This is a genomic window from Streptomyces sp. NPDC006012, from assembly GCF_042871185.1.
In the GTDB taxonomy this organism is placed as follows: Bacteria; Actinomycetota; Actinomycetes; order Streptomycetales; family Streptomycetaceae; genus Streptomyces.
The window spans coordinates 1-3175 of sequence record NZ_JBIAIE010000066.1; the positions used below are offsets into that span (position 1 = coordinate 1).

A 3175-nucleotide genomic window follows, 5' to 3' on the forward strand; every position below is an offset into this window, starting at 1 on the left:
CGAAAAGGCTCCCACTTCCTCGCCTTCCTCGGCCTCGCAGCCGCCCTCACCTGCTACAAGAAGCTCGCGAAACTCACCACATGAGACATCCTCTATGTCTGTCCCAGCTGGTGGTGTTCTGATGACACGTCTGATGTCGCGCACCGGTTGGCACGGGTGGGCGGACAGCCTGGAGCTGGGGATCCTGCTGGTACCGCTGATGATCACCGGTGTGGTCTCGCCTGGCATGTGGGTAACCAAAGCGTGCAGCGATGGACGACCAAGATCAACGCCAGCAGGTCGACGAGCAGCTAATACTGCAGCCGGACTACTCGTTGTCGTCGGTCATCAACTTGTCAGTGACGGCGGCCAGATGACGATTAGCCAGAGATTACGTGCCTCTTTGGGCCACCGACCAGGAGCGATTCAGCTGCCAAACGGGGGAGTCGATTCCCGTGCGAGACCTCGGGTCTTGAGCCTTACAGCGCCCCACGGCGCCGGGAACCTGTTCGCGCAACGTCTGTCGAGAACGGGCGGGCACCGGGCACGCAAGACGCTGCAACCTGCCGAGACGACCCGCTCTCTCCACCGGAGCCTGCGGCCACCCGCCCGTGGAAGCCATGAAGTTGCCCGTCGGCTTCTCGCATACCGGGCACGGCACCGGATCGTCCGGGATCCGCCGACACTCGGACGACATCGCCCCACACCCTTGGTGACGGGGGGGGAGAGAGAAACCACCGTAAATAGTACCCCCACAAGCAAGGTGACATCACGCACGCTATCTCAACGACGGCCGTCGCTCTCGTCACCGTCGACTACTCAACAGAGTCGTTAATTTGACACACCTGTATCAGTTCCTGGGATATCGCTTTGAATACATCCGTGATTCACGTATGTGGTGTGGATCACGGCGTGATGCGGAGCGTGTGGTCGCGTGTGCCTTCTATGTCCGGATGTGCATCTCTGGACGTGCTCATGACTGGCCCATAGATTCCCTCCTTGATCTTGCGATGTGTGGGATCTGTAAAGAGCGTGGAGGGGGTGGGTCGTGCGGGATCGCCGCGGCCGTCGGCCGGTGGGACGGGTGGGGCACCTGTACGGACTGCTTGGGGTGCGCTCTGTGAGAGTGCCGAGGCGTGAGGCGGGGTTCGGGATGCATCCCATGGCTGGGCTCAGACGTCGATGGGCCCGCCTAGTCGGCGTCGCAACGGCGAGTGCGGTGCTGTTCTCGACTCTGGCGCCGAGCGGTGCGTTCGCCTTGGGCGGCCCTGTGCGAGCTCCTGCTGATGAGCAGTTGACGGAGGCTCAGCGGGCGTCGCAGGAAGCGAAGGCGAGCGGTCAGGGGGCCGAGGTGGTGGGCGAGCGTACGGAGTATTCGCAGACCTTCGCGAATCCCGACGGTTTCACTTTCACCTTGGAGCAGTCGGTTGCCCCGATGTGGGCGCAGCTGCCTGACGGGAGTTTTGTCACTCCTGATGCGACGTTGGTCCGGCAGTCCGACGGCTCGGTACGTCCGAAGGCGGCTGTGGTGGACATGACGTTCTCCGGGGGTGGGGACGGTGGCGGCCTGGTGCGCCTGGGCAAGGACGGCCGGTCGCTGTCTCTGGCCTGGCCGGGGAAGCTTCCGACCCCGGTGCTCGATGGGGACACAGCGGTGTATCCGGAGGTGCTGCCCGGGGTGGACTTGCAGATGCAGGCGAGCACCGAAGGGTTTAGGCAGGTTCTGGTGGTCAAGAGCCGTGAGGCTGCTGAGAATTCTGCGCTGGCCAGGGTTTCCTTCCCGGTCGGTGCACAGGGGCTGACGGTGGGTCCGGGCTCGGCCGGCGGGATGCGGGCGCTCGACGGGAATGGCAATGCGGTCTTCACCGCTCCTGCGGCGCTGATGTGGGACTCCGCCGGAGACGCCGGTTCCGGCACGCGCGCAGATGGGGCGGGTACCGGTAGCGCAACTCCGCAGGCGGGGTTGGCTGGCCGGGCTGGTGTGCAGGGGGCTGCTGCCGAGGGCGGTGACGCGGATCCGTCGGCCGGGCCGGGTGCGGGGGATGCGTCGGCGACGGTGCCGGTGCAGGTGGACGACCAGGCGGTGAGCGTGACACCTGATCGCGATCTGCTGACGGGTGCGGACACGGTGTTCCCGGTCTACATCGATCCGCAGACGGGGCTGAACGCTTCCGCGCGCACGGTGGTCACCTCGACGGGCGGCAAGTACTGGGCGTTCACCGGCGATGAAGGTGTCGGTGACTGCGAGAACAAGGTGATCGGCGACTATCTCTACGAATGTGGTGACGGCAGCCCTCACGTCAACCGGATGTTCTTCCAGTTCTCTCCTGCCGCTCTTGCGGGCAAGAATGTGGTGGATGCTACGTTCCGGGCCACTGAGACCTGGTCGTTCTCCTGCGATGCGACCACCGTGGACCTGACACGGACGAACAACATCTCCTCCGCCACCGCCTGGCCCGGCCCTTCCTCTCTCGGGTTGGTGGCGAGCCGCAAGGTCTCAGCCGGCCGCAGCACGGCATGTGATCCCTCCCAGCCGGACGCGCCGATCGAGTTCCATGATTCCCGCCTGACCACGGTGGTGAAGAACTTCGCCGCGGGAAAGTTCGCCCGGCTGACGCTGCGTCTGTCGGCCGACAACGAGTCGGATGCCAACGGCTGGAAGCGCTTCAAGAACGACGGCGTGGTGTCGGTGACCTACGTAAGTCTGCCCGCGCTTCCGAGCAAGGCCGGAGTCAGCGGCGACGGAGGCGTTCACTCCAGTTGCGAAGCGCCGGAGGACGCCACGGTGATCGGCGATCCGACCCCGAAGCTGACCGCGACGGTCAAGGCCGCGGCCGGTGGTGAGGCGGGTGCCCAGTTGCGGGCCGCCTTCGCGGTGGAGCGGAAGGTCAACGGAGTATGGACTCAGGTTTCGGGCGGTGCGCTGGAGCGGCCGACAAGCGGCTTCGTCGGCGACGGCCAGACCGAGACCGTCGACTCGCCGGCGTTGCCGGACGGCACCGATTACCGGGTGAGGGCATGGACACGCTCCTATGACCAGAGTGGGAATTTCACCTCGGGTCCCGACTGGCACTGCTACTTCTCGGTCGATTCGACGGCGCCTAAGAGGATGTCTCATGTGGTGATGCGGTGAGTTGGGGCATCATTGCTGCTTGTGGGTGTCGATCTGTCGCAGCGGCTGGTTCCTGACGGTCTG

2 protein-coding genes are annotated in these 3175 nt (G+C 65.0%); one reads left to right on the top strand and one right to left on the bottom strand.

All coding sequences use genetic code 11. The features are described from left to right. Positions 1–228 (bottom strand): hypothetical protein (locus ACFYPJ_RS39025; RefSeq protein ID WP_389026880.1); only part of this gene is annotated, 228 nt, incomplete at its 3' end. 970 nt (positions 229–1198) lie between these two features. Between ACFYPJ_RS39025 and ACFYPJ_RS39030 the strand changes: the two genes are divergently transcribed. Next, positions 1199–3112, top strand: a complete 1914-nt coding sequence (locus ACFYPJ_RS39030) for a hypothetical protein (RefSeq protein WP_389026882.1) — start codon at positions 1199–1201, stop codon at positions 3110–3112. The last annotated feature ends 63 nt before the right edge of the window (positions 3113–3175 follow it).